Below are 23,425 nucleotides of genomic sequence, written 5' to 3'. Positions count from 1 at the left end.
CTGTGGCCCGAATCTCATCTGATGAAGACATTTTATGCCGTACTGGCCAACTCGCTGGCGGCCTCTCTCACCAATAACTTTGTTTGGTTTGCTGTTACATTCTGGGTATATCTGGAAACCAAGTCGGTTGTGGCTACGTCGGTCATGGCCGGTGTTTATTCAGGAACTGTAGCGCTTTCAGGCTTTTTCCTGGGTTCGCTGGTTGACCGATACAAGAAGAAAACGGCCATGATGCTGTCGAGTATCAGCTCGTTTGCGCTCTACGTAATTGCCTTGATTATTTACTGGACCACGCCCGAAAAAGTATTTAACAATCCTGGCAGCCCCATTCTGTGGACTTTTGTTATTCTGGCACTGTTCGGGGCCATCATTGGTAACATTCGTTCGATCGCTCTATCGACATTGGTTACGGTGCTGATTCCTGAAAATGAACGTGACAAAGCTAACGGCATGGTCGGTACGACGAATGGCGTTTCTTTTCTGATTTCGTCTATATTCAGCGGGTTAGGGATTGGTTTTCTGGGCATGTCGTGGACATTAATCGTCGCGATTGGATTAACTGCTCTCACGCTGGTGCATCTGTGGTTTTTAGCCATTCCCGAAAAAGGTATTGCCCATGTTGAGGGCCAAACCAATCACATCGACATCAAGGGGACGATACGAGCGTTGAGTGGTATGCCCGGATTGTTTGCGCTCATTTTCTTCAATACGTTCAATAATTTTCTAGGTGGCGTTTTTATGTCGCTGATGGATGCTTATGGTTTGTCGCTGGTAACTGTACAGACATGGGGTATTCTATGGGGAGTGCTAAGTTTAGGCTTTATCATCGGTGGACTAATTGTCGCTAAGAAAGGATTAGGGCCGAAACCACTTCGCACACTGTTTATCGCCAATATTGTGATGTGGACCATCTGCGTCTTTTTCACGATCCAAGCGTCAATTGTGTTGTTGGCGATTGGTATGTTTTCCTATTTGTGCCTGATTCCGGTGGTTGAAGCTGCTGAGCAAACCATTGTTCAGAAACTCATTCCTCCCGAACGACAAGGACGCGTATTTGGCTTTGCCCAAAGCATTGAACAGGCAGCATCTCCCATTACGGCGTTTCTGATCGGGCCAATTGCCCAGTACATATTCATTCCATTCATGACAACAGGTTTGGGTGTGGAATTAATTGGAAGTTGGTTCGGAACTGGTAAGGATCGGGGACTGGCGTTGCTATTCACTGTTACAGGCCTGGTCGGACTGATCGTAACGATTATTGCGATGCAGTCCCGCGCTTACAACCTGTTATCTGAAAACTACCAAAAACAGTCTGAACTTCAGCCTGTTGCCGGGTAAAAATTGACTGTAAAAAATAGAAAAAGGCGTTAGGTAAAAGATGCTTTCGGTAGAATGTACCAGTCTTTTATCTGATGCCTTTTTCTATTTCTTCTACGATTAGCCCTACCTTCGTTGATTAATAGACGCGAAACGGCTATGACGTTTGACGAACTGAATCTAAATAAACCGCTCCTGAACGCGCTGAACGATCTGGGCTATACGACGCCCACAACGATTCAGCAAAATGTGTTTTCGGTCGTGATGTCGGGACGGGATGTTTGCGGACTGGCACAAACCGGAACGGGGAAAACGCTGGCGTATTTGTTGCCCTGTCTCCGCCAACTTCAGTTTTCGAAAGAGAAACTTCCTCAATTACTGATCATTGTGCCAACGCGGGAGTTGGTCGTGCAGGTGCTGGAAACCGTTACTCAACTGACTGCCTATATGAACCTGGTGGTGGTCGGTGTATATGGTGGTGTCAATATGAAACCGCAAGTAGCTCAGGTTCAGCAGGGAATGGATGTGTTGGTGGCAACGCCGGGGCGGCTGGTGGATTTATTGTCTAATGGTATTTTAAAGACAAAAGCGATCAGGAAACTGGTTGTCGACGAGATTGACGAAATGCTGGATCTTGGATTTCGGACGCAGCTCAAAACCATTCTGGATCTGTTGCCGCCGAAACGTCAGAATCTACTTTTCTCTGCTACACTTACTTCTGATGTCGAGCAACTGATCGATACATTCTTCAATAATCCCGTTCGGGTAGAAGCTGCGCCTATTGGTACGCCACTGGAAAACATTGTGCAGACGGCCTACAAAGTCCCCAATTTTTACACCAAAGTAAATTTGCTGGAGTTGTTGCTGAATCAAGATACTGATATGACCAAAGTGCTGGTTTTTGCTGCCAGCCGTCAATTAGCCGATCAATTGGAGGACGAACTCAGTCCCACATTTTCCACGCAGATAGGGATTATTCATGCCAATAAAGCGCAAAATCTCCGATTCGAAGCCGTCGAGAAATTTAAGTCCGGCGCTTCAAGAATCTTAATTGCTACGGATATCATTGCCAGGGGAATCGATGTGGCTCAGGTCTCGCATGTAGTGAATTTCGATATGCCCGACGTACCAGAGACATACATACATCGAATTGGCCGAACGGGTCGAGCTGATCAGAAAGGAATTGCGATTACCTTCCTGACACCTGCTGATGACGAACGTTTGGCGGCTGTCGAGACCTTGATGACTTATTCGATTCCTGTACTGCCATTGCCAGACGATCTGGTCATTTCGGATGAGCTCACAGAGGCTGAGCAACCCAAAGTGCACATGAAAATAGTTGAGGTGAAAGCACCTAAACGTGAAGATGTTGGCCCTGCTTTTCACGAAAAACTAGCCAAGAATAAAAAAGTAAATGTCCGGCGCGATTATGCCGCCGAAAAAAGAGAAAAATATGGTCGACCCATCAAGCGAAGCGGAAAAAAATAACGTCACATTTGCCTCTCTTGGTTTATCGGAACCGCTGGTGAAAGCGGTAGAGGAGTTGCAGTATTCGCGTCCTTACCCCATTCAACGCGACGCTATTCCATCTATTCTGCGTGGAAAAGATATTCTGGGCATTGCCAAAACAGGTTCTGGTAAAACCGCCAGTTTCGTTCTGCCGATTCTGGAGTTATTTCACCGAACCAAAAACGTTAGCAGCCGTTTTGCCAGCGTACTCGTATTAGTACCGACGCGGGAATTAGCGAGTCAGGTTGCCGATGTGTTTCAGAATTTAGGTGTGCATTTATTTCCAAAAGTGAAAACGGTAGCGGTGTATGGCGGGGTGTCCATTAATCCGCAAATGCAGGCGGTATATGGGGCTGATATTATCGTCGCCACTCCAGGCCGACTGCTGGATTTGCTTGAGCAGAATGCGCTGAGACTGTCTGATGTTGAGATTCTAATTCTTGACGAAGCCGATAAAATGCTCGAACTCGGTTTTGCCGATGAAATGGGCCAATTGTTTGATCGACTGCCCAAAAAGCGGCAGACGATTCTGTTCTCCGCTACGTTGGGGGATGCTATTCAGGAGATTAACAAAACCTTACTGCGTACGCCCACTAAAATTGAAGTTGCCGAAGAAACTACCAACCTCGAACAGATTGAGCAGGTAGCATATAAAGTTGATCCGGCTCGAAAAGGGCCATTTCTTCGGTATTTGATCAAAACGGAAAAGATGCAGCAGGTTTTGGTATTCGCTTCGTCTACCCGAACGGCTGATAATCTGGTGGTTAAGTTGACTAAAAACGGGATTCAGGCAGCGGCTATTCACGGCCAGAAAGGCCAGCAAATCCGTACGGAAGTGCTTCACAAATTCAAGGCGGGTAAGCTACAGGTTATGGTAGCTAGCGACCTATTAGCACGTGGAATCGACATTGAACGGCTTCCCTTCGTCATCAACTTCGATTTGCCCCGGTCTCCTAAAGATTACGTCCATCGGATTGGCCGAACGGGCCGCGCCGAAGCAGTAGGCAAAGCCATCTCCCTAATTACACCCGACGATGAACATCATTTCAAAATCATCCAGAAAAAGATGGGTAAACGAGTGGAGCAAATCGATACTACTAATCTGGATTTGCAGGGGTATTGATTAGTTACTTATAACCTGATATATTATTGGCTATACAGGATTTTTGTCATGCTAAGGAACGAAGAATCTTATCGTGTCTTAACTACTTAGTCTGGAAATTGTAAACTTCTTCGTTCCTCACAATGACAAAAAATGTTACCATTTATCCTCAAATAATTCCGTAAAAACTTGCTGTGTTTTCATAGCGAGCAGATTACGTTAACTTGCTCTTTTAGTAAACAGGCCAACCGTATAAATGAAAACCTTACGCCCTCTAGTTCTCTTTTTTGCGATATTCTTTTGTCAGTTCGCCATGGCGGCCCCAACTACGCCACTGGTTTATGAAGTTAATCTAAACGACCGCGTTGACGATCAGTTTAAGGTAACGTTGCGCGTAAGTGGGTTGACGGATAACAATGCCGTTTATCAGTTTGCGGCTACGGCTCCCGGTACGTATCAGATCATGGATATTGGCCGCTATGTTCGGTCGTTTAAAGCATTTGATGGAAAAGGGAAAGAGATAAAAACCGAGCAGATTTCAACGAATCAGTGGAAATTTGAAAAGCCTGCACAGGTGCGAACGGTTCAATATAGCATTGCTGAAACCTGGGATACGCCTGTCAATGAGCATAAACCGTATAATATGTGCGGCACCTCCATTGAGCAGGATCACGTGCTGATTAACGGGCAAGGCGTATTTGGTTTTCCAAGCGGTATGCAGGCTACGCCCATTGAAGTGAAGCTGAATTACCCGACCGACTGGGCTGTTGGAACGGCGCTGGATAAAAACGGGAAGGGTAATTTTATCGCTGATAATTACGACCGGATCGTAGATTCGCCCATTTTACTTGGTCGCCTAAGTAAAGCTACAACAACCGTTGCGGGTGCTCAGGTCGATGTGTATACCTATTCCAAGACCGATAAAATTAAGTCGGATCAGTTACTGAACAATATGCAGTCGATGCTGACAGCGGCTGGACAGTTTTTGAAGCAATTGCCTGTAAAACGGTACACGTTCCTCTATCATTTTGAAGATCAGGATTGGGGCGCCTGGGAGCATTCATACAGTTCGGAGTATGTGATTCGGGAGGAAGAATTCTCGAAGAAATTGGCCGACAATATGACGTCGATTGCCGCGCATGAGTTTTTTCATGTCGTTACGCCACTGAATATTCATAGCGAAATTATTCAACAATTTAACTTCGTAACGCCCACACCGTCAGAGCATTTGTGGTTGTATGAAGGCGTAACCGAATGGGCCAGTGATGCAATGCAGCTGCGCGGTAAGATCATGGATTTGCCAACCTATCTGGATGAGCAAAGTCAGAAGATTGCTTACGACAAAACCGTGGATACGACTTACAGTCTGAGTAAATTAGGCCTTACCTGTTATACGGACGAAGGACAACGCCAGTACGGCAATATCTATGCTCGTGGGGCTTTAGTGGCTGGTTTACTGGATATTCGCTTGCTGGAATTATCGAAAGGAACGCGTGGTCTGCGTGAAGTGATCAATGAACTAGCTACCGAATACGGTCCCAATAAAGCGTTTCCCGAAAAAGACTTCTTTACTATTTTCGTCAAGAAAACCTATCCAGAAATTGCCGATTTCTTCAATCGGTATATCAAAGCCGCTGAACCGTTGCCGTTTACAGAATACTACAGCAAGCTGGGAATTACTTATACGCCCGCTATTGCCACAGGCGAAAAAACGGCGTCTTTGGGTATGAACGCATCTTTTTCGGATGGTAAGTTTATTATAACCAAGGTAACGGAGCCAGTGGCGAAAGCTGGCTTACAGGATAATGATGAATGGGTGGCCTTCAATGGTCAACCGCTGACGATGGAGACGATTGGCAAAATTCAGAGTGAACTAAAGCAGTTGAAACCGGGCGAAACGTACGATGTGACAGTTCGGCGCAATGGGCAGGAGATGACGGTGAAAAATACAGTGCTGGAGAAAGATGCTATGAAGCAGTTCGTTTTTAGTCCTGATCCTCAGGCAACTCCTCAGCAACTGCAACTACGCGAGATCTGGATGCGCAATCTTTAAAACATTGTTTTACTATTAGTCTGACTGGAATGAGCCTATTAAGAAATTTATTCGGGCCTTATAAAGATGAAGTTTGGCAGCAGCTGGCTAAAGAAATCCAGGCTGATTTTATTGAGGGTGGATTCTGGAAAGGAAGCCGGGTGCTGGCTAATGTTAAGGAATGGACAATAACGCTGGATACCTATACGGTAGCGACCGGGAAAACCTATATTACATTTACACGATTGCGAGCACCTTACGTAAATCCGGATAATTTTCGCTTCAAAATATATCGAAAGGGAGTTTTCAGTAATCTGGGTAAAATGCTGGGCATGCAGGATGTTGAGGTTGGCTATCCTGATTTCGATGAGCAATTTATTATTCAGGGCACCGATGAGTACAAACTTCAGCAGTTATTTCAGAACGTGAACGTCCGGGAATTGATTGAAACTCAGCCTGAAATCACGCTGGAAGTAAAAGACGATCAGGGCTGGTTAATGGAATCCGTTCCAGAAAATGTGGATATATTGTCGTTTCAGGTAGTCGGTGTCATTAAAGATATAGAGCGGTTAAAGCAACTCTACGAGCTGTTTGCCGAAGTGTTGAATCAACTCTGCCACATTGGGTCAGCCTACGAAGATAATCCTGGTTTTGTATGTTGATCTGACGGATTTCCTGCCGTTTATAAACTATTATTTTTCGCCGTGTTAACTGTGTTTTCGCCAGTCAGCACGGCGATTTTATGTCAGAAAGACACTATTTATTTTGTTAACACCCTGTAGGCGAAGCATTAAACCATCTATCTCCATAATGATCTTATAGCAAACAATGACGAAACAGAACTCGTTAATTGATAATTGAAATCCATCGTATCCTTTAATTAAATATCGCTATGGAAAAGATCAATAAATTGATTATAGTGGCTGGTTCAGTCCTTATACTCACAAGTCAATATACAGAAGCCCAGGTTGTAAAAGGCTGGGGAACTGGAACTAATGGCGCAGTAATTGGCGCTGGAACGGGTGCTGCTATAGGCGCCATCATCAATAAGCAAAACCGCGTTGTAGGTGGAGTTGCCGGTGGTGTATTGGGTGGTGCTGCGGGTTATGCCATTGGCAAAAAATCAAAACGACGCTGGAGTCCACAGGCTACAGGTACGGCCATTGGTGTTGGTACAGGAGCGGCTGCTGGCGCAATCATCAACAAACGCAATCGAGTGGTTGGTGGAGTTATTGGCGGAGTCGTTGGTGGTGCGGCTGGTTATGCCATCGGTAAGCGTAAAGACAACAAGAATAAGGCGGAAGCAGCCCGAATTGCGGCCGCCCAGCGAGCTGCTGCTGAAAAAGCCGCTGCTGATCGTGCTGCTGCCAACAAAGCCGAACAGGCTAAAGCGGTGGCCCAGCAAACGGCGGCTCAAACAAAGGAAGGTGCTACTAAACCAGAATTAGCCACAGTAGCAGGGGTTAATCAGCAACCCGTTACCCTGATGGATACAACGCAACCTGTTGCTTCTTATGTATTGAAAGCTGGATACCTGCCAAACGATACATACGGTGATCCATCGTCGCCTTATCCGACCTCAGAATATCGTCGGAAAAGCTGGTAAATAAAGTAGTTCTCTGTTTGGACGGGCATCCCTCCAAACAGAGAATGTGTCAAACATCAAACTCTACACGTTATGAAAACGATCATCTGCTCGCTGTTCGCAGCGGCTCTATTTACTTCTTGTTCGAAATCGACGGACACGGTTAATATTCAGGATCTTAATCGACAATTTATTAGTGCCTGGAATGATAAAGATTCATCCAAGATCATTAGTTTCCTGGCGAGTGATGTGCATTTTTTGCAAGGCAATACACATTTCAAAGGCAAGGCCGAAGTCGCCGATAAATGGGTTCGCGAAACTCTGCCTACGTTAACCGATCTGAAAACCAATGTGGTTAGCTCGGGAACCGATACGCAGACTGCCTATGAGGCAGGCACATTTTCGGTTGACGTATTACCTTTGGATCCGAAAGATCCGCACGCCTTTGGGGAAGGGAATTATACACTTCTCTGGAAAAAAGAATCTGATAATTCCTGGAAATTGAGTTACGCTCAACTCGAAGATTTACCTGTTCAGGTCAAAAATTAAGATTTTTTTTCACGCTGACGTAAGGAAGCATCTTAAGTTTTTCCTATCCAGAATCAGGAAATGTTAAGATGCTTCCTTACGTCAGTATGACAAAAAATGTAGATTGACTAGTAATCTCACAGCAGAACTTCAGCCATTGGCTCATCAATGTCAGCGTGTTTGCTTCGATATTGGACAACCCGATTGCCTAGTAAAAGAATGAGTAAAGCGCTGATGACGCAGGTTGTCATGACACCTACCATGGGCATTGCGGTATTGTTGTGAAATACACTGACCGCTGCTGAAACACAGGCCCCAAATCCCATTCGGAAACTTCCCATTAATGCAGCCGCACTACCCGCATGACGAGAAAAAGGAGCCAGCGACAAGGCCGATGCATTGGGACCGGTGATGCCTTGGCCGCAGAGAAATAGAAAGAGTACGGCAATCAGTCCGTATAAACCATACCAGCCCGCCCAGATACCAACCACCATGATGATGCCTACGACGGTTTGATAAATTAATGTCGTCGAAATGATTTGCTCACTGGTAAAGTGCTTGAGCAAAATGCGATTCAATTGCGTAGGTGCAATAACGGCTATGGACAGAAACGCGAAAATCCAGCCGTATTCCTGCGCCGTGGTATGGTAAATATTGATGAATACATCCGACGAACCAGCCAGATAAGCAAACGGGGCTGAAGTCGCAATACCCCCTACCAAGGCATAGGTCAGAAACTGAGGCTGTTTTAGAACCAGAAAAAAGCTGCTCAAAACTGCTTGTGGACGAAGGGATATTGACGTGTCAGGTTGTTTGCCATTCGGTAAGGCAAAGTAAATACCACCGATAATGATGAGGGTAATGCCTCCCAGGATAACGAAAATAGAATGCCAGCCCAACGCCATAGTTGCGTAACCGCCAACCGTGGGGGCAATCATTGGTGAAACCGCTACAACCAGCATCAAAAGGGAAAGCGCCTGGGCAATCTGATCGACAGGGAATAGGTCACGAACCAACGCCTGAGCCGCTACAAGACCAACGCAGCCACCCAACGCCTGAAGCAATCGCATGGCAATCAGCGTTTCGATGGAGGTGGATAAGGCACAACCGACTGAAGCCAGTACATACACAACTAAACCAGCATATAACGGAATTTTACGCCCAAAACGATCCAACAGAGGACCATACAGCAATTGCCCGACGGCGATACCAACCAGATAAGCCGTTAACGAGAGTTGAACCTGATCAATGGTGGTATTCAGATCTTTCGCAATTTCCGGGAATCCCGGCAAATACATATCAATAGAAAAAGGGCTAATCGTGGAAAGAGACCCTAGTATCAGGATAATTACAACATGTTGTCGGCGAGTCATGGACGCAAATAGAGGTACTAGTTAATAGTACGTTCTGAAGGAAATGATTGTTCCCATCTGAGCATCCCTAGCCGAATAACCTACTTCCTGTTATTTAGCGGTCCAGCTATTATTCGTCGTATCGGCATCCATAAATACGTCACCATCTAGCTGAATCGATTGAATTTTCTTTTTGATGGGTAGTTTGATCGTGGTTTGCTTTTGATTCGCCTGCCAGATCGCTGGAGTTTGGTGAAACGTTTCTTTAGTGCCATCTATAAAGGTTACCAGCACATTTACTGGCGCTACAAAGCCACCAATATTCTGAAGCGTAATTGTACATTGGCTAGTTGATGGTTCGACTTTTTGAATGGCCAAATCGATGTAATTGTTGCTGAAGAACCAATTGTTCCAGAACCAATTCAGATCTTTTCCTGATCCGCTGTTGAAGCTGAAAAACATATCCCAGGGCGTAGGGTGCTTGCCATGCCAGCGATTCATAAATTCATGCAAGCTCTTTTTAAATCCGGCTTCGCCCAGCAAATCTTTCAACGCCAAATATCCCAGTGCTGCTTTCCCATATTCATTGTTCCCTAAAGCAGCACCACTCAGTAATTCAGCAGGGGTAATAATAGGCAAATCCTGATCGGCTGATGGATCGTTAATCCAGTTGGTAACCCGAAATTGCTTGAAATTTTGCGTAGCCTTCTCATACCCTAAATCGACCTGGCCAATCAGGTATTCAAACGTAGTTGCCCAGCCTTCGTCCATAAATCCGTAGCGTGTTTCGTTGATGCCCATGTAAAACGGGAACCACGTATGGGCAATCTCGTGCTCGACGACAAACCGCGAAAAATTTAAATCGGGCGTACTGCTGTCATTCACCATCATCGGATATTCCATATCCGCAAACCCCTGAACAATAGTCGTTTTTGGGTACGGGTAGGGGATGCCCGGCAGATTATTGGAAAACCAGTAAAGCGAATGGCGTCCGAAACGAACCATCTGGTGAAAATCAGCGGCATTGTCCAGAAAAGCTGCCTGAACGCTGGAGCGCCGGTTTGTCTTCTTATCAACCACCACACTCGATGCGTCCCACACATAGCGGTTACTGATACATAGCGTTATATCAGGCACGTAATTAGCTTTCCATTTCCAGCTGTTCACGGGCTGCTGGGCGGTTACGTTTCTGGCATTTATATCAGATTGAGTGGCTACATGAATTACCGAATCGGTAGTCATGGATTCGCTCAGCCGTTTGGCAAAAGTGGGCTGTAGCACCTCACTGGCATTTAACAAATCGCCTGTCGACCAGACTATGTAATCTTTCGGAACGTTGACTGTAATTGTGTAATCGTTGAAGTCATTATAAAACTCCTGCGCTTCCGTAAAATTGGTCCGATCCCAGCCATAATAATCGTCGAAAACAGCTACCCGTGGATAAAAGTAAGCCAGAAAAAAAGTCGTAGAATCTAACATCCCTTCGCGATTACTTTCTCTGGAAATGTCGTAATGCCAATCAAACGAGAGCTTTACGGAATCGTGCGGCATGAGTGGTCTTGTTAACAGAACCTGCTTATTGGTTAACGGACCCCCATCGCGCCAGACTTTATCGGCACCGTTCTCGGCATATCGATCAATCTGAATTCCATTCGTCATGTAATCGGCGGAGACTGGCGTTTGACGGATTGCACCCGGTTTATGACTGTTTAGAAATAGCTTGAATACGAGAGTGGTAAGCGTATCGGGACTATTATTGATATAGGTAATTTCTTCCGATCCTTTAATCGTACGATTGGGTGGTGAAGCGGTAATCGTCATGCTGTAGCGAGCACTATTCTGCCAGTAATTTTTGCCCGGCTTGCCATCCATCGACCGAGTTCCTTTTTTGTATGCCTGTTTTATATTGCGCGGCATGTATAAATTCTGGGCTTGTATAGTAGTGATGCTCACCGTTATAAAAACGGTTAAAACGAAACCTCTCATAGTCTCTGGCAGATGATAGATTGGCAAATAGTTTGTTAGCGTTGATAACGTATTCGCGCAAACTACTAAAAAATAAGTCAGTCCACAGCGAGATTGGGAAGAATGGTAAATGGCTCGGCTTGAAAGTTTAGTTAAAATTTTGTAGATGTAGCTATCGTTGCCGGAGCGAATTACTTGATTACAAATGACCGTCATTTCAACGTTTTGAAAGATCTGGCTTTCCCTCGAGTTACCACAATTACTCTAACGGATTTATTGCGTATGCACAAAAAAGCCTGCTACTAAAAAAATATGCCTGTCGGAACGCTCGTTCTCGACAGGCATATTGTAAGTGAGGAATATAGTCTAGACACCTAATGGACCACCCAAGGTAACGTTGGCATCAGTATCAAACGTCGGATGGCGGCTGACGTGATGACTTCCAGGATGGTTGTCTTCCTCTTCTTTTGACCGTCTATTGACAAAAGCCTGCGCCAGAACACTTAGCTTCCTGTCCGTTTCTTTTTCCTCCTCCAGCGTCTTTTCCAACAATTCTGCCGACTGGGTAAAATCCAGTACATAAGCCAAGGTCAACAGGGAGCCATAAATTGCAATTTCATAATGCTCAATCTTCTGAGCAGCAATTATCAATCCGGCGTCGCGAGTGAGTGACCCCGGTTCGGTATCTGAAATAACTCGTTTGGCATCAGAAATAAGTCCATCAATGGCATCGGAATGGATCTCGTCGGTCCGCATGCCAATAATTTTGAAAATCTCCTCTAGCCGCTCCAACTGATTCCGACTTTCTTCCTGATGGTCTAGAAAAGCCTGGCCCACCTCATCCGTTGTACTAGCCTCAGCCTGATCACCCAGGGCAGCGATGGCTCGCCTTTCTACATAATACACACTCTTTAACTCACTGATAAAGAGGTCACGTAATCCTTCATCGGCTGTGGTGTCACTACCACTGAAAAAACTGGTTATTCTATCTGTTAAGGAAGCCATAACATAGAGTAATTTGATGTAAACTATTCATTTCCTGTAAAATAACCACCAAATGTATGCCATCTGCTGATTATCAGGAATATAGCTATTGAGGATGTTCTGTTTGGTAATGTTTCTCTACAGATGTTGTGGTAAATTCTCACTCTTCAAAGAAACATGGAACCGCAGGGAGCAGCAAAAAATCTATTTGAGTTTAGGTTTGATCGACGCCAGAATTTTGTTTCCGAGCTTGAGTAATTGCTGATAATCGTCTAATAATTCCTGGCGGGTAGCCTGTCGAATTAACATGGAATTCTGAAATTCAGCCGAACTGACAACAGTGGGCCAATTGGCTGTTGACGCTAAATTGCTGCTTCCGGCCAGACGAATATCCCGAAGCAGATTAGGAGCTATCACTGTATTTGTCGTTTCCAGCTCGGCTGTTTCAACCTGTACGATAGCTTCGTACTGTTTGTAATAATCGAATATAGATTTTTTTAGTGGAAAGCTACTGATTACCTGCATATTGCCTGTGCTTTTCAGGTCGGCGAAGGTCGCATCTTCGGAAATAAAACGAGGCCGTTTGAAAACAAAGCGTAGACTGGTGACAAACTGATTGTAATCGGCTGCAGGCGACTTCGGATCGAGACGGGACAGATACGTCGCCTTTTCAATCACCTGCTTTGTTTCGGTCATCACTTCCTTTAACTGGCTGGTATCTGTTTGAATGTCGCTGTAAAGTCCTTTCAGATAAGTTTGTTCCTGTTCCTGTTTGTGTCGATCATCTTTCCACTCATCAAACGCAAATGAAATGGTAATACTGAAAATGATGACGACAACTTCAATGACATACTCCGGCCAGCGTTCGCGAACAAGTTGATAGAGCTTACCAAAGGTTGAGACAGGCTTAGCAGGTGTTTCTGTAGGTGCAGGTTTCTTCGCCATGTATGCTTATCAGAATCAGATTGAATTCAAGTATACAGACTTAGCGGCTAATAACCAGCAGCCTGACCGTCTTTCCGCATTTCGGTGGCCCCCCAGTAAATCCGATTGATGGCATCCCATTGAATAGCTTGATACCCACCAAAGAAATCAGTCGGTGCCAGATGATGTCCCCGACTTTCCAATTCTGCTCGCACCAGTGGAGAAATGCCGCTTTCAAGTGCTAATCGGCCTCCGTCGGTCATGACAGTTCCGATGGGTTCGCTGCTGCCCGAATGCGCAAACCGAGCCGCATCACCTGCTTCCTGTACGTTCATGCCAAAGTCAATGATGTTGCATAAGACCTGCAAATGGCCCTGTGGCTGCATAGCCCCGCCCATAACACCAAAACTCAAAAACGGCTCGCCATTTTTCGTGACAAAACCAGGAATAATCGTATTAAAAGGTCGTTTCCCCGGCGCATATGCATTCGCATGATCGGGTTGCATAGTAAAGCTGGTTCCGCGATTATGAAACACAAATCCCAGCCCATCAGGTACCATTCCACTGCCAAACTCCAGCATATTACTCTGAATGAGAGAAACCATATTTCCCTGATAGTCAGACACGGTTAGGTAGACCGTGTCGCCAGCGCGGAGGGCTGGATCACCTGCGTCCAAATGTTCAGACGCTTTTTTCGGATCGATGAGTTTTCGACGTTGGGCAGCGTATTCTTTTGTCAGAAGCCATTTGATCGAAGCTTTGGCAAAATCAGGATCTGCATAATATTTGGCGCGGTCTTCAAAGGCTAGTTTTTTCGCTTCAACCAATAGATGCAAGTAATCAGCACTGTTATGACCTAATTTTTTTAGATCGTAGCCTTCTACAATATTTAACATTTCCAGGACAGAAATTCCCTGTCCGTTTGGGGGTAATTCATAGACCTCATAACCCCGATAGTTGGTCGAAACGGGCTCAATCCAGGTACTTTGGTGCGCTGCCAGATCCGCTTTGCGAAGGTACAAACCGGCCCGACGCGCATAGTTGTCAATGACATTGGAAATAGTCCCTTTGTAGAATGCATTCCGACCGCCCGTTGCAATTTTCTCGTACGTAGCGGCCAGATCTGGATTACGGAAAACCTGCCCCTCGACAGGCGCTCTTCCATTGATTAAGAATGTTTTTCGGAAATTAGCGAACTCTTTAATAATGGCTTCATTGGCAGCTAATCGATTCGCGGCTACCTGCCAGGAATACGCTATCACCTGCGGGACCGGAACACCTTCGCGAGCATATCGGATGCTGGGAGCAAGTAGGTTGCGCATGGGTAATTTACCAAAACGCTTATGCAACTGAAACCAACCATCGACGGCACCAGGCACCGAAACCGAGAGAGGACCATAGAGCGGAAGTTGTTTCTGGTTTCCTAAAGTCTGTTTTAAGGTACTATATGTCAGATTTTTGGGTGAGCGTCCGCTGGCGTTCAGACCATAGAGCTTTCGATCCTTCGCCGACCAGACAATCGCGAATAAATCACCACCAATACCACCATTATTCGGCTCGACAAACCCGAGTGCGGCATTGGCTGCAATAGCCGCATCGATGGCTGTTCCTCCCTGTTTCAGAATATCTAACCCAATTTGTGTAGCGAGCGGATGACTGGTAGCCACCATCCCGTGCTTCCCTAAAATTGGACTGCGTGTGGCAAAATTAGGCCCGCTAATACGGTCACCTTTCCCCGTCGATTGTCCGTAGACTGAACCGATGGATAGCCAGAGAAGGACTACAAGAGGGCTGATACAAAGCCGAATCATGTTACAAAGATTGATTGGTGGCTGTATCGTTAAATGTAGAATTCGACTTAACCTACTGTAAAAACCAACTCAACACCATTACACCCGCTAAACCTGATACAGACACGAGCGTTTCCATAACCGACCAGGTTTTGAGCGTGTCGGCCATGGAGAGTTGGAAATACTCCCGAAACAGCCAGAAACCCGTATCGTTGACGTGAGAGAACATCATGCTTCCAGCACCGATGCTTAAGACCATCAAATTCGGCTCAACACCTGTAGAAGCTAACAACGGAGTAACGAAGCCAGCTGTAGTAATGCCCGATACTGTCGATGACCCAACCGATACGCGGATGAGAGCGGCCATGCCCCAAGCCAGGATATAAGGATGAACCGAGGAATGCTGCATCATATCGGCAATAGCCTGGTTAACACCACCATCGGTCAGCACTTGTTTTAAAGCACCCGCTCCGCCAAAAATCAGGAATAACATGGCTACATCTTTAACGGCATCGCCCAATAACGTTGTCACTTCCGCCATTGTTTTACCTCGCCAGATTCCCAGCGTAAACAAGGCAACCAGAACGGCGATAAACATACTCACGACCGGCTCGCCGATAAAGAGTACAACTTGCTGACTGATTGAATCCGCTAGTAAAAAGGGGCTTATTAACGTGCTTAGGCCAATTAATAGAATGGGGAGTAATACCGTCAGGAAACTTACACGAGTCGATGGCATTTGGTCCTCCTGTAGATCGGGCGCAACAAAGGCGGCATTGGGTAATGTGGTGTATCGTTTCAACGTCGATCCGAAAAGGGCACCGGAAATCAGGATAGCCGGAATGGAAACTATAACGCCATAAAAAAGGGTAAGTCCCATATTGGCGTTGAATTGCTTCAGTATAGCCAACGGTGCCGGATGAGGTGGCAAATACCCCTGCGTGACCGATAACGACGCCAGCATGGGTAAACCGATATACAAGGCTGGCAACTTATACCGATACGCTACTGTAATGACCAATGGAGCCAACAACATGAATCCAACGGAGTAAAAGAGCGGGAGTCCGACAATAAACCCGGTGATCATAAAAGCCCAGCGCGCATGTCGAGTGCCGACTAATTCCATCATATTGATCGCAATACGCTGAGCGGCACCGCTTTGAGCGACTAATTTGCCAAGCATGGCCCCAAGAGCAATAATGGCTGTAATCGACGCCAGTGTGCCACCAATTCCCTTTTGAATGGCTTCAACAATAGCCAGTGGCTTTAGACCGAGCGCCAAACCAACACCCATCGAAACGGCTAAAAAGGAAAGAAAGGCATGCAGTCGGGCAATTGAAATCAGCGCGATCAACGCCAGAATACCAGCGAGTGTAATCAGTAAAGGCATTAAAATAAGGTAGGGTAGGAGTATAGCTTTACAATTCGCCAAATGACGATTAATTCTACAAAAAATACGGCTAATCGCTATAGAAATTCCAATTTTAGTTTCACTGACTCTGTTATGCTACTATTAAAAAAGAAAACTATAAAAATAGTAATAGAAAAAACTTGTTATTAATTGTAACATTCTTCTAAAATTGCTGTCACAACAAACACAGATATTTATAGTTATGAGTCACATTAATCAAATTCAATATTTTGTATCGCAGTCGTACCGGCAGGTACAGCTTTCTGTTGATAAGGGAAATCAACCGTATCCCTATAGTGATTTTGCCAATGAGTTTGCGCAGTTGCTAGACGCTTCGAGTGATGAATTATACGCCCGGCAACTAACCATTGAATTAGTAGAAGAAGCTGCCAGGTACAAGCAAACGACCGATTATCTGCGCCAGGAAATGACCTTTGAGGCACAACCTCTGACTTTGGCAGATCGGGCTACAGCCGTAGCCTTGGATAGCGCAAGTCAGGATACTGCATTAACCAATCGGCGATTAAACCGGCATACCAAACGCACAAAACAGCCAATAGTGGAGTTAGTGTAATTTCTGACGATTGCAGTTATTATAAAATGCGTCTTGATGTTGATTGGGACGCTTTTTATTAAACTTTCCGAATCAAATCCAGCAGTTTGCGGTCGAGTTTGTGGCCGTGCCAATCTTCGTAGGCTACATCGGTGCGGCCCGAATCCAGAATACCGAACGACCCGACAAACTCCCATAGAGCAAAGCCGATTCCGTTGCTCGATAGAATATCAAGCACATCACTAAACCAGGCTAGAAATACGTTATGGGGCGTTTTATTCCAGCAACCGCACTCTCCACAATGCACGCCTACGCCTTTATTGACCAAATCTATCCAGGGTTGGTAAAATTTGTCGAGCATATCCCGACTCAGGTATTTATCACCCACTTGCCCCGGCCATTTAGGTTCGGGTAAATGATCCGGATCTTTGTTTGCCCAGGGCGCTTTGTAGTGAGAAATGATACCGGGATTATAGCCCCGGCAACTCTGAGCAATATCGAGATCGACCAATTCGGGGATAACCGAACTGCCTGTATTGTTGCCATCAGCAATAATCAAATGTTTAGAATTTTCCTTCCGTATGGCGTCGAAGGCTGCTTTCGCTACTTTTCGATACACCTCACCCGGCACTGTACCATGTTTCGAATGCTGGTCGTTCATATCGGCCCGCATACTCGGCTCGTTTAACAGATCGAAGCTGATTTTCTGCGACGAGACATTTTTGTATCGTTTAGCCCACATATTCCAGTGGAAGCAAAAGGCATCCAGAGCAGCCTGGTCGGTCCAGAGGTTATAAGGTTCGTGAAATCCGGCATTTACGCAATAGCCCGGTGCCCGATGCAAATTCAGACTAACATGCAGGTTGTGTTTATGCGCCATCGTCACCAGCCGGTCAATTCGATCAACAGCTTGCTGGTCAATCTGATAAACCTCGTCAGGAGTAATATGTCGGCTACGATCAAACTTGAGGTACGACGGATACGCCATCGGAATTCGAACGAAATCAAATCCCCAGTCCTGCATCCATTTTAGATAATCTTCCTGAGTCGCTGGGCGACTGTCGGCCGGATCGGGCGAGAAGAAATCCAGCAGGTTAAAGCCTTTCCACTTTGGCAGCTTGTTTTTGGCTACAGTTGGTGGTTGCGCTATTGCCGATACATCAGTTACCGTTGTACTCAGGGCCACTGCGGCTAAGCTGGTGCGCTGAATAAATGTCCTTCGTTCCATAAAAGAAAGAGAATGGCCACGAGCCAATCTACTCGCAGGTGATTCGGATGTCAACACATTCCTCGATTTCTCACTGGGTCGCTAAGTAAAAACAAGGTTGCCCCGATCTTATAGAACAAGTTTTGCGTCTACTGGTAATCACTAACAATAACCATGAAAAAACACCTGCTTACGTTGGGCCTCGTAACGATTTCAGTGCTTGGCGTATCCGACAGCTTTGCTCAGAAAGGTAAGCCACTCTATACCTTCCCAATTGGGGTTGAGTCGTATACGTACCGAAACAGCTTTCCTAAGAATGTAATTGCGACTCTGGATACAATTAAAGCGCTGGGAATCAGTGATATGGAAGGGGGGGCTCCCAAAGGATTAACCGAAGCTGAGTTTAAAAAATTATGCAATGAACGTGGAATTACCATTTCGGCGACTGGCGGTGGTTACGACCAACTAGCGAAAGATCCTATGGACGCCATTAATAAGGCTAAGGCGCTGGGGGCTTCCTATATTATGTGTGCCTGGATCCCGCACGAAAAAGGGAAGTTCAATCTCGACAATGCTAAAAAAGCCGTTGACGATTTTAACCGGATCGGCAAAACGATGAAAGACAACGGAATAACGTTCTGCTATCACAACCACGGTTACGAATTCCATCCGTATGAAGATGGTACATTATATGACTACATTGTCAAGAATACCAACCCCGACTATGTATCCTTCGAGATGGATATCTTGTGGACGCAACATGGTGGAGCAGACCCAGTTGCATTATTGAAAAAATACGGTAGCCGTTATAAACTGATGCACTTGAAAGATCTGAAAAAAGGCATTAAAGGCGATCTGACGGGCGGCACTCCTCCTGAAAATGATGTTCCCCTCGGCGAAGGGCAGGTGAATATTCCCGAAATTCTGCGTTTAGCGAAAAAAGCGGGAATCAAACACTATTACATTGAAGATGAGAGCAATAAAGAATACGAACAGATGCCAAAAAGCATTGCCTATATTAAGAGTTTGAGGGAGTAATCTACTAATAGCCAGGTTTTAAAAATAGTCACGGCAACTGCTGTGGCTATTTTTTTTTACTGGCCATATTCATACAATTTTGATGTAATCCAACAGCATCGACCGCTTGCTCAATAGGGTGTTTAACTCGTTGTGAGGCAGTCGGAAGACACGTATCTTTCGATAATCCAGCCTTTCCTTCCTATGTCAATGACGGAGCAACCTTCCAAGCCGACTTCTGTACCATTGGGTACGCCCGATTACGCCTTTCAACGAATTGCTCTGTGCCTGTCTGGGGGAGGATTTCGGGCATCTGCTTATAGCCTTGGCACGTTGAACGCCTTATATCTTCTTGGCTTGCTCGACAATGTACATATGCTTTCTACGGCATCGGGAGGGACCATTACGGGAGCTTACTATGCGCTCTGGCGTAAACGGGGAAGGTCATTCGAAACCATTTATACGAAATTTTACAACCTGCTTCAAGAAGATAAGTTACTACCTGAAGCGCTGAAGCAGTGGGAGCAAAGTATTGGTAAGGATAAAACCAATTTTAAGCTTATTCAGGCATTTGCCGACATTTACGATCGCGATCTGTATGAGCATATCAAATTTGGCGAGTTCTGGAAAGCTGATCCCGATCCTGCCAAACCGTTTCACCTGCAAAGCATTATTTTTGGTGCTACGGAACTGTATTCTGGGCTTACGTTTCGGTTTCAGCACGCTGCCTTTTTGCCCGAAACAACGACAGATGCGAAAGGTGAGGTTCGCACCAGTTTTTTCGTTGGCAACAACAATGTTCGTATTCGTAACGAATTGGCGCAGGAACTACGAATCGCCGATACTGTTGCCGCTTCTTCCTGCTTTCCTGCTGGATTTGAACCGCTGGTGATGCCCGATGACTTTTTTCCGTCTGACGCTATTCAGCCCGTTTTGCTGGATGCTGATAACAAACCAATCGGAAAAGATCGAGTGGCACTGGTTGATGGTGGGGTGTATGATAATCAGGGAATTGAGAGTTTACTGACGGCGAATCGACGTAATCGCGAATACCGAAAAACAACAGCCTTTACGCAGAATACACCACAGGAACAGGCTTTGCTGGGCGCGTCATCGTTACTGTTGATTGCTGACGTGGACAGTGCAGGGAAAGATCTTTATGAAACGCCTAAGCCGGGCCCAACCCGTGGGGATAGCTCCTCAATCGGTACTTTGGGGAAGTTTCTGACGATAGCACAATGGGTATTGGTAGCTGTATTCGTGCTGGCGATTTCACAACGAGGCTATCGAGGTAGTGGTAGTTTTGGAGCGGGCTTGCTGACGGGACTATCGGCGGTTGGCATCCTACTGACGCTAGGGATTCGATGGGGGTGGAACAAACTAATTGGCTATAGTAAATTGCTTGGTCTGGAGACATACCGGCTGGCTTCCCCCGCATTTCTGGGATTATCCCCCAAACAACTCATCTACCTGCTACGTATTCGGCTGTCGAGCGTCGGCACCTTGTTATTAAGCGTTTTTCTGCGTCGAGTGCGTAGCTTAGATTATGGTTTAGTTTTTGGTAAAGACAACGGCCTTTCGTCGGAAATCGTTGTAATACCCAGCATTATTGGTGGTATTGTTCGCGAATATAACAGTCCAATTAGTGACCGGACGCCTGCTTCATCTGTTCGCCGTCAATTATTGCCCGTCTATGAAACGGTTCTGACAGCCAGCGAAATGAGCACAACACTTTGGTGGCTGGAGGATAAACGCCGTATGAATCCCATCATCGCCAGCGCCGAATTAACGCTGTGCTATCGACTACTCCGCCAGTTCGAAAGACGTCCACCCAGTGGCGAAGCAGGAAAAGAATTGCTTCGACGGGCAACGCTTATCTGGGAAGCTTATCAGAAGGGTGGTTTAGGCTTTCGGCTTCATCCGGGTCTGCTGTCCGATCTTGAGGATAAAAACTGTACGGTAGCTCAGCTTATTGGGCGGGCAAATGCTCTTGCTGCTAAATAAATTCTTACCACCCATTTATTGTTCTAAACCCAACCCAAACCATGTACATCGACAAATCGTATCAAACGACCGGAACTAAGTCGCCGGGTATGAACATTACCGATCCGTCGTTGCATCCACCTTACCGCCGATTGCGTGGGTATGCCTTCGATCCTAGTTTCGCCAACCGGCTTGATGCGTTTGGAATCAATACAGTTGTCTACCCAATCCGCTGGGAGCCCACACTTCAACCAGGACCTATTGGCGAATACATCGAAGTAATTGATATTGACCCGGCCAGTAGTGCCATGTATCCCCCTGTTGATCTGGACGATGCCAAGTTATTGGCACAGGACGGTCTTCCTCCCTCGGAAAGTAATCCGCAGTTCCATCAGCAGATGGTGTATGCCGTAGCAATGCTTACGATTCAGAACTTCGAGAAAGCCTTAGGCCGACCCGTTCAATGGTCTTCGACCGAGTACGACGTTTCGAACAAGCAGCGCGAAAAATTTGTGAAGCAGCTACGTTTGTATCCTCACGCTTTTCGGGACGCAAACGCTTATTACAGTTCACAAAAGAAGGCGGTTTTGTTTGGCTATTTTTCAGCCCGACCCAGCGACAGTAGTTTACTAATGCCAGGCAGTCTGGTGTTTTCGTGCCTTTCTCACGACATCATCACGCATGAAGTTACTCACGCCCTGATCGACGGTATTTATAAGCGATACGTTTTACCTGTACATGAGGATACGCTTGCCCTCCACGAAGCGTTTTCTGATATAGTTGCTCTGTTCCAGCATTTTACCTTTCCCGAAATTCTGGAAAGTCAGATTGCTCGTACCCGTGGAAATCTGGGAGAACAACAATGGTTGTCACAATTGGCACAACAATTTGGGCTGGCAATTGGCCAGTATAATGCACTTCGGGAAGCCATTGGCCGGACTAAAGATGGGAAACCGATTCAGCCCGACCCCAATGAGTTGGCCCAGGCCAAGGAACCTCACCGACGGGGTAGTATTCTGGTCGCTGCCATATTTGATGCGTTCATCAATATCTACAACCGCCGAACCGCCGACCTATATCGAATTGCTACCGATGGTCGGGGTATTTTACCCGATGGTGAAATCCACCCGGATTTAGTCAGGCGGCTTGCTAGCGAGGCTTCTCGTACAGCTAAACAATTTCTTTCTCTCTGTATCAGGGCTTTAGATTACTGCCCTCCGGTTGGCACTACATTCGGTGAACTTCTCCGAGCCATGATTACAGCCGATGTCGATATCGTTCCCAACGATCCGCTTGGGTATCGGGTTGCGTTGATCGAATCGTTCAAGCGCTGGGGTATTTATCCGATCGGCATCCGGACGCTATCGGTCGAAAACCTGTCTTACCCGTCTTTTTCACCGGAAAACCTGGCTGAACTTATTGACCTCCCATTCGGTCAGCAATCAGCGTTTCCTAAATTGATCGAACTCGCCCGAAACTATTATAACGAAACTTCCTGCAAGCTTAAAGATCGGGAAGCACTATTCAACAAGGCACTAAAAGATAAAATCCGGGCGCATGGAATAATTGCCCGATTTGACGAAAGTACCAAACAGGCTATTCAGGATTTAACCGGTATTATGCTGGTGAATAATCCAGGACGCTATCAGGAGTTTTGCCAAAAAAGTAAGATTGAAATCAACCAGGCCCTATTCGATCGAACGACCGACTCCACGCTTGGTATTGCCGTTGACCGGATTTTTATGGATAGCCTCGAAGATGCCGATGGAAACATATTGCCAACCGGAAAGCCCAGTTTCGAAATCCACTCGCTCAACCGGGCGCAACGTGTCGGGCCTGATTATAATGTACTCAATCAGGTCATTATCACCATCATGCAGCGATGCCAGGTGAAACTTACGGATGGCCGAATCTATGAATTCAAAGGGGGCAGTACGTTGATAATCGATGTTGATCAGGAAGTTGTTCGATTTGTTCACAAAGGTGTTTTACGTCGATTCAGAAACGAAATTTCAGCCAAGCGACTAGCTGATGAGCTACTGCGTCGCTATAGTACCGAGGTAACGGAAGGCGAATCTCCTTTCGCCCTATCGACCTGGCCCGACAACGATGAGTTGATTGAACCTTTCGCTTTACTACACCGCCACCCATAAACCTTTCTATCCC

18 protein-coding genes are annotated in these 23,425 nt (G+C 46.1%); 11 read left to right on the top strand and 7 right to left on the bottom strand.

Going from position 1 to position 23,425, the window contains the following annotated elements; genetic code table 11:
* Window positions 1-21: 21 nt before the first annotated feature.
* From ACYVE4_RS11110 to ACYVE4_RS11080, 7 genes are all read left to right on the top strand, one after another.
* Complete coding sequence (locus tag ACYVE4_RS11110) at window positions 22-1,338, top strand: MFS transporter (RefSeq protein ID WP_461039867.1); 1,317 nt, start codon at window positions 22-24, stop codon at window positions 1,336-1,338.
* 138 nt (window positions 1,339-1,476) lie between these two features.
* Window positions 1,477-2,805: a DEAD/DEAH box helicase gene (locus ACYVE4_RS11105; protein ID WP_461039865.1), complete on the top strand. Its 1,329-nt coding sequence runs from the start codon at window positions 1,477-1,479 to the stop codon at window positions 2,803-2,805.
* Window positions 2,771-3,949 carry a DEAD/DEAH box helicase gene (locus ACYVE4_RS11100; protein WP_461039863.1) on the top strand — a complete coding sequence of 393 codons (1,179 nt, stop codon included), beginning with the start codon at window positions 2,771-2,773 and terminating at the stop codon, window positions 3,947-3,949. The genes ACYVE4_RS11105 and ACYVE4_RS11100 overlap by 35 nt, the downstream gene beginning before the upstream one ends.
* A 235-nt stretch (window positions 3,950-4,184) precedes the next feature.
* Window positions 4,185-5,981, top strand: coding sequence for a M61 family metallopeptidase (locus ACYVE4_RS11095; protein ID WP_461039862.1), 1,797 nt, complete (start codon window positions 4,185-4,187; stop codon window positions 5,979-5,981).
* A gap of 29 nt (window positions 5,982-6,010) precedes the next feature.
* Window positions 6,011-6,622 (top strand): DUF3137 domain-containing protein, encoded by a 612-nt coding sequence (locus ACYVE4_RS11090; RefSeq protein ID WP_461039861.1) that lies wholly within the window; start codon window positions 6,011-6,013, stop codon window positions 6,620-6,622.
* A 230-nt stretch (window positions 6,623-6,852) separates the two neighbouring features.
* Window positions 6,853-7,566, top strand: coding sequence for a glycine zipper domain-containing protein (locus tag ACYVE4_RS11085; protein WP_461039859.1), 714 nt, complete (start codon window positions 6,853-6,855; stop codon window positions 7,564-7,566).
* A 72-nt stretch (window positions 7,567-7,638) separates the two neighbouring features.
* The gene (locus tag ACYVE4_RS11080) at window positions 7,639-8,094 is read left to right on the top strand and encodes a YybH family protein (protein WP_461039858.1); all 456 of its coding nucleotides are present in this window, start codon (window positions 7,639-7,641) and stop codon (window positions 8,092-8,094) included.
* Window positions 8,095-8,210: 116 nt separating this feature from the next.
* Here ACYVE4_RS11080 and ACYVE4_RS11075 read toward each other — a convergent pair whose 3' ends face one another.
* The 6 genes from ACYVE4_RS11075 to ACYVE4_RS11050 form a co-directional block, all read right to left on the bottom strand.
* The gene (locus tag ACYVE4_RS11075) at window positions 8,211-9,446 is read right to left on the bottom strand and encodes a Bcr/CflA family multidrug efflux MFS transporter (protein WP_461039857.1); all 1,236 of its coding nucleotides are present in this window, start codon (window positions 9,444-9,446) and stop codon (window positions 8,211-8,213) included.
* A 90-nt stretch (window positions 9,447-9,536) separates the two neighbouring features.
* Window positions 9,537-11,411, bottom strand: coding sequence for a M1 family metallopeptidase (locus ACYVE4_RS11070; protein ID WP_461039856.1), 1,875 nt, complete (start codon window positions 11,409-11,411; stop codon window positions 9,537-9,539).
* Window positions 11,412-11,756: 345 nt separating this feature from the next.
* Window positions 11,757-12,395: a YciE/YciF ferroxidase family protein gene (locus ACYVE4_RS11065; RefSeq protein ID WP_461039854.1), complete on the bottom strand. Its 639-nt coding sequence runs from the start codon at window positions 12,393-12,395 to the stop codon at window positions 11,757-11,759.
* A gap of 183 nt (window positions 12,396-12,578) precedes the next feature.
* Window positions 12,579-13,319 (bottom strand): hypothetical protein, encoded by a 741-nt coding sequence (locus ACYVE4_RS11060; RefSeq protein ID WP_461039853.1) that lies wholly within the window; start codon window positions 13,317-13,319, stop codon window positions 12,579-12,581.
* Between the two features lie 47 nt (window positions 13,320-13,366).
* Entirely contained in the window at window positions 13,367-15,109 is a 1,743-nt protein-coding gene (gene ggt, locus ACYVE4_RS11055) for a gamma-glutamyltransferase (protein ID WP_461039852.1), read from the bottom strand.
* Between the two features lie 52 nt (window positions 15,110-15,161).
* Window positions 15,162-16,478, bottom strand: coding sequence for a gluconate:H+ symporter (locus tag ACYVE4_RS11050; RefSeq protein WP_461039851.1), 1,317 nt, complete (start codon window positions 16,476-16,478; stop codon window positions 15,162-15,164).
* A 223-nt stretch (window positions 16,479-16,701) separates the two neighbouring features.
* On the opposite strand from ACYVE4_RS11050, the gene ACYVE4_RS11045 reads away from it, so the two are divergent.
* Complete coding sequence (locus ACYVE4_RS11045) at window positions 16,702-17,073, top strand: hypothetical protein (protein WP_461039849.1); 372 nt, start codon at window positions 16,702-16,704, stop codon at window positions 17,071-17,073.
* 58 nt (window positions 17,074-17,131) lie between these two features.
* Here ACYVE4_RS11045 and ACYVE4_RS11040 read toward each other — a convergent pair whose 3' ends face one another.
* The gene (locus tag ACYVE4_RS11040; protein ID WP_461039848.1) at window positions 17,132-18,280 is read right to left on the bottom strand and encodes a glycoside hydrolase family 5 protein; all 1,149 of its coding nucleotides are present in this window, start codon (window positions 18,278-18,280) and stop codon (window positions 17,132-17,134) included.
* A gap of 153 nt (window positions 18,281-18,433) precedes the next feature.
* On the opposite strand from ACYVE4_RS11040, the gene ACYVE4_RS11035 reads away from it, so the two are divergent.
* From ACYVE4_RS11035 to ACYVE4_RS11025, 3 genes are all read left to right on the top strand, one after another.
* Window positions 18,434-19,297, top strand: coding sequence for a sugar phosphate isomerase/epimerase family protein (locus ACYVE4_RS11035; RefSeq protein WP_461039847.1), 864 nt, complete (start codon window positions 18,434-18,436; stop codon window positions 19,295-19,297).
* A gap of 189 nt (window positions 19,298-19,486) precedes the next feature.
* The gene (locus tag ACYVE4_RS11030) at window positions 19,487-21,280 is read left to right on the top strand and encodes a patatin-like phospholipase family protein (RefSeq protein ID WP_461039846.1); all 1,794 of its coding nucleotides are present in this window, start codon (window positions 19,487-19,489) and stop codon (window positions 21,278-21,280) included.
* 41 nt (window positions 21,281-21,321) lie between these two features.
* A complete protein-coding gene (locus tag ACYVE4_RS11025; RefSeq protein WP_461039844.1) occupies window positions 21,322-23,412 on the top strand; it encodes a hypothetical protein in 2,091 nt (696 codons plus the stop codon).
* The last annotated feature ends 13 nt before the right edge of the window (window positions 23,413-23,425 follow it).

The organism is Spirosoma harenae (assembly GCF_054776975.1).
The sequence above is the reverse complement of the archived record's forward strand: the minus strand, read 5'-3'. Positions and strand labels throughout refer to the sequence as shown.